We start from the raw sequence: 4,051 nt of genomic DNA, 5'->3' as shown, positions 1-4,051 counted from the left end.
TCCGAGAAGCCGCGGGCTTCGAGGCGCGATTCGAAGCCGGCGCTCGCGCGCTTGACGACCAGTTTCGTCAGCGCCTTCGACGGCGGCGTGTGCGGCCGGATTTCGAGGCGGCTGGCGAACAGAAAGCGCCACGGGCCATCGGCGGTCGCCGGGACGCGCTCGCGAATGGCGGCGTCCTCGTAGACGACGGTCCGGGCGACGACGCTGACGGGGCCGAGTTCGAACGGGCGGTCCGTCGCGTCGCTGACGCGGACCCACCCGTCGAGCGGCGGGAGCGTCGGCGGGGCGAGCGCGTCGGCCATGCCCCGCGTTACGGACGGAGGGCTGAAAAAGGCGAGTCGCTCAGTGGTCGTCTTCGCGCCACTTGTGGTCGCACTCGACGCAGGTGAAGAAACGCGTCTCGGACTCGTCGGCGGAGCGAATCTGCTTCATCTCGTAGCGCGCCACGTCGTGGCCGCACTTCGGACAGATGGTCTTCGTCGTCGGGCCGATGTCGGCGTTGTCCACGTCGGACATGTCGACGACCTCGCTGGACTCTTGGCCCTCGGTCGTGACCATGGACTTCTCCTTTTCGCTGTCGCGCGCTTTCTCGTGGCCGTTCGGACAGACCCAGACGCCGTCTTGCGGCGTCATCAGGGACCCGCAGTCGTCGCAAAACTCCATGATAGTACGTCCTACCGCTTGAAGGACTTAAGCGTCAGGATTGCGACGCGCTCGCGGGGTGAGCGCTGAAAAAAGCCGGTGTCGAACGAGCGGCTCAGGCGTCGCCGTCGGACTGCCCCGGTTCGCCGAGCGCCTCGATGGGCATCGCGTTGTTCAGTTCGTAGTACAGGTCCTTCGCGTCGGCGAACTCGGCCGTAAGGCAGTTCCCGACCAACTCGCCGAGGTCGGCGTTCCCGTCGGCCATGAGCACCGTCACACCGTCGAGGGAGGCCGCGGCGTCCCGGCGCGAGACCGGGTACGAGAGGTCTTCGAGGAGGGATTCGACGCGGCCGAGCGTGATGATTTCTGTCACGATTATTCATTATACATGCAGCGCCTTAGCAGTTGCAGGAGCCGTGCTAGCACGGCTACGGCGGAGGGGAATCGGGGCTGAGTTACCGATTACGCCGTCAAAAAGGAGCTTCCCGCCCGTTTCCTATTCGAAGTCGGGGTCGCGCTTGTCGAGGAAGGCGTCCATCCCCTCGCGCTGGTCGTGGGTACCGAACAGGCCGCTCCAGACGCGGGCCTCGAAGTCGAGCGCGGCGTCTCGCGGCGCATCGTGGGACATGTTGATGGCGGCTTTCGCGCCCGCGAGGGCGTGCCGCGGCTTCGACGCGAGGTCCGCGGCGAGTTCCTCGACGTGCGAGTCGAGTTGGTCGTGAGCGACGACCTCGCCGACGATGCCGTACTCGTGGGCGTCGCTGGCGTCGATGCGCTCGCCGAAGAAGATGAGTCGCCGCGCGACTTCGTCGCCGACGAGCGCCGGCAGGCGGACGCTCCCACCCCAGCCGGGCATGATGCCGAGGTCGATTTCAGTCTGGCCGAGCAGCGCGCGCTCGGAGGCGACTCGGAGGTCGCACGCCAGCGCGAACTCCATGCCGCCACCGAAGGCGTAGCCGTTGATGGCTGCGACGGTCGGCGCGGGGAACTCCTCCAAGCGCGTCGCGATGCGGTGGCCCTGCTCGGCGTACGCCTGCGCGGCGGGCGACCCGATGTCCTTCATGTAGCTGATGTCCGCGCCCGCGATGAACGCCTTCTCGCCCGCGCCGGTGAGGACGACCACCCGCGCGCCGCCGTCTTCGGCCTCGTCGAGGGCGTCTTCGAGCGCGTCGAGTGTGTCCGCGTTGAGCGCGTTCATCTGCTCGGGGCGGTCGATGGTAATGGTCGCCACGTCGCCGTCCCAGTCGAGTTGGAGGGTGTCCCAGCTCATAGTCGAGCCGACGCAAGGGACAGGGATAATAATTAACGTTTGCTGGTCGTGCTGAAGAATCCAGAACAACGTTATACCCCCTCCGTCGAATCCACCGATATGACGCTCTCCGACGAGGCGAAAGAACGCCTCGCCGACATCGTCCGGCTCCAGCCGACGAAGAACAAGGAGTTACAGAACCGCTGGGACCTCGAAAGCGGGAGCGAAGTCCACCGCTACCTCGAATCCGAGCTGAAAGACTACTACTACCGCGACGACAACAGCCTCATCCGCGCGACGGCCGAGGCCGCCGAACTCGTCGGCGTCGAACCCGGCGTCGAGGGCGACGATGAGGCCGAATCCGTACCGAGCGTCATCCGCGTTCCCTCGCTCGAAGCCCGCGTCTTCGAGGTCGTCGCCGGCCCCGACGAGCGCTCCGAGAGCGTCGTCAGCGTCCTCAACAAGCTCCGAGACGAGTTCGACATCGACCCCGACGTGGACGACGTGCGCCGGGCGCTCCAGAGTCTCCGTCGCAAGGGCGTCATCGAGGTCGTCTACCGGACCGTCCCCACGTTCCGCCTCGCCGTCGAGCGCGACGAGGTCGACGTGGAAGTCGTCTAATCGCCCGTTTCCGCGGTCGCTACGCTCGCCGCTCGAACACCAGCGCGTAGTGGTACGGCGGGATGTCGATTTCCGCCGTCACCGCGAGGTCGGTCGCGTCCTCGACTATCGCTGCAGTCTCCTCGGGACCGAGTCGCAGGTCAGTCGGGGGGCCCCGGGGCTCGCCGGCCACGGTCGTCTCCGACCGGGGGAGGGGCCGCCAGTTGACGACGACGAACCGACCGTCGTCGGCGAGGACCGACGCGACTTCCGTCAGGAACTCGTCGCGGTCGTCGACCCCGTGGAATGCGTTCGCGAACAGCGCCACGTCGACGGGGTCCGAGAGGTGCGTCGATAGCTCGCGGGCGTCGCCGCGGACCGTCACCACGTTGTCGATGCGCTGCTGGTCGGCGAGGTGTTCGAGTTCCGCGACCAGTCCGTCGTCGAGATCGACCCCGTACACCGGGGCTGGCGCGACGATTCGCGCCGCCGGTAACGCGAAGTAGCCGTTTCCACAGCCGATTTCGACGACGGTGTCGCCCGACGACAGCCCGAGTTCCCGAAGCGTCTCGCCCGGTGTCGGCCAGAGCTTTCCCCACCAGTCCCAGTCCGGCAGGCTCGTGTTCTGGAATCGTTCCATACCGGTCGGTCAGAGAGGCTCGAATTTAGGCGTTCTCACTACCGCGTTCGGCGCGGTCTCTGGCGCGTTCGCGCCGCGCCTCCAGAATCCGACGCACGCCCTTGCCGGGGCCGCCCTCGATAGGCCAGCCCTTCATCCGCCACGACGGCGGCTCGGGCTCGAACGACGGACACGAGTGGGCGCACTCGCGCTGGCTCTGATAACAGTCTTTTGCGGCGCACCGCGGGACGAGCGCCCGGCCGCGCCGGTCGAGTTCGAAGTGCCGGCAGTCGGGTCGCATCGTGTCCACGTAGTTCCGCCAGCCGCGGTCGTAGGCGCGCTCGGCGAGGACGAGTCGCCGCCGGGCGTCGGCCGGGTCGGGCGAGAGCGAACTCGGGTGCCACAGCACCTCCGCCGAGTCGCCGTCGACGCCGAGGATGCCGACTTCGACCGGCAGGTCCTCCAACAGGGCGGGTTCGACCCGCCGACCCGTCACCTCGGTGGCGACCCAGACCTCGTCGGCGAGCGCCCGCGACACATCGTGTTCGAGTTGGTCGGCGAGCGCGCGGGCGGCGCTGGCGTCGAGGTCAGGCTTGTTCTCGATGGCGACGACGCGCTCGACCCAGTCGGGGTACGGCGCGGTCCGCCGGTACTCGACGCGATTCCGCGAGCCGCGGCGCTTTTGGACCAGTCCGAGCCCTGCGGCGCGGTGGACCGCCGGCACGACGTGTCGCCACGGGAAGTCGGGTTCGGGAATGGCGTCTCGGTACCACGCCCACTCGGCGGGCGCGTGGCGGACGACGCGCAAGAGGTCCGAGTCGAAGCCGTCGGTCGAGAGGGCGCGCCGGGCGGCGAACGCCTCGGGGTCGACCTCCACGACGACGGTGTCCCAGCGGCGCTCTCGGGTGCCGAGCTGTCGGGCGACGAACGCGGGGCGCGGG

6 protein-coding genes and 1 pseudogene are annotated in these 4,051 nt (G+C 68.2%); 1 reads left to right on the top strand and 6 read right to left on the bottom strand.

Going from position 1 to position 4,051, the window contains the following annotated elements; all coding sequences use genetic code 11:
- The 4 genes and pseudogenes from NKF06_RS19925 to NKF06_RS19910 form a co-directional block, all read right to left on the bottom strand.
- Positions 1 to 302: pseudogene (locus tag NKF06_RS19925) on the bottom strand (hypothetical protein); the annotation flags it as partial.
- Between the two features lie 40 nt (positions 303 to 342).
- On the bottom strand, positions 343 to 663 hold the full coding sequence (locus tag NKF06_RS19920) for a transcription factor S (RefSeq protein ID WP_049905217.1): 321 nt from the start codon (positions 661 to 663) through the stop codon (positions 343 to 345).
- 94 nt (positions 664 to 757) lie between these two features.
- On the bottom strand, positions 758 to 1,015 hold the full coding sequence (locus tag NKF06_RS19915; RefSeq protein ID WP_253246392.1) for a hypothetical protein: 258 nt from the start codon (positions 1,013 to 1,015) through the stop codon (positions 758 to 760).
- Positions 1,016 to 1,138: 123 nt separating this feature from the next.
- Positions 1,139 to 1,912 carry an enoyl-CoA hydratase-related protein gene (locus NKF06_RS19910; protein WP_058827014.1) on the bottom strand — a complete coding sequence of 258 codons (774 nt, stop codon included), beginning with the start codon at positions 1,910 to 1,912 and terminating at the stop codon, positions 1,139 to 1,141.
- Positions 1,913 to 2,011: 99 nt separating this feature from the next.
- Here NKF06_RS19910 and NKF06_RS19905 point away from each other — a divergent pair, with 99 nt between their 5' ends.
- Positions 2,012 to 2,512 carry a DUF5797 family protein gene (locus NKF06_RS19905; protein ID WP_058567442.1) on the top strand — a complete coding sequence of 167 codons (501 nt, stop codon included), beginning with the start codon at positions 2,012 to 2,014 and terminating at the stop codon, positions 2,510 to 2,512.
- A 19-nt stretch (positions 2,513 to 2,531) separates the two neighbouring features.
- On the opposite strand, the gene NKF06_RS19900 is transcribed toward NKF06_RS19905, so the two are convergent.
- Positions 2,532 to 3,131: a methyltransferase domain-containing protein gene (locus tag NKF06_RS19900; RefSeq protein ID WP_058827013.1), complete on the bottom strand. Its 600-nt coding sequence runs from the start codon at positions 3,129 to 3,131 to the stop codon at positions 2,532 to 2,534.
- A 25-nt stretch (positions 3,132 to 3,156) separates the two neighbouring features.
- A partial coding sequence (locus tag NKF06_RS19895) for a DUF5787 family protein (protein ID WP_253246391.1) occupies positions 3,157 to 4,051 on the bottom strand: 895 nt, incomplete at its 5' end.

This window comes from Haloferax sp. AB510 (assembly GCF_024136985.1).
In the GTDB taxonomy this organism is placed as follows: Archaea; Halobacteriota; Halobacteria; order Halobacteriales; family Haloferacaceae; genus Haloferax.
Note: the sequence above shows the minus strand (reverse complement) of the source record. Positions and strands in the feature narration are given on the sequence as shown.

Coding starts and splice junctions, on each gene's coding strand:
- NKF06_RS19920 (WP_049905217.1), bottom strand. CDS start 663: ATGGAGTTTTGCGACGACTGCGGGTCCCTGATGACGCCGCAAGACGGC.
- NKF06_RS19910 (WP_058827014.1), bottom strand. CDS start 1,912: ATGAGCTGGGACACCCTCCAACTCGACTGGGACGGCGACGTGGCGACC.
- NKF06_RS19905 (WP_058567442.1), top strand. CDS start 2,012: ATGACGCTCTCCGACGAGGCGAAAGAACGCCTCGCCGACATCGTCCGG.
- NKF06_RS19900 (WP_058827013.1), bottom strand. CDS start 3,131: ATGGAACGATTCCAGAACACGAGCCTGCCGGACTGGGACTGGTGGGGA.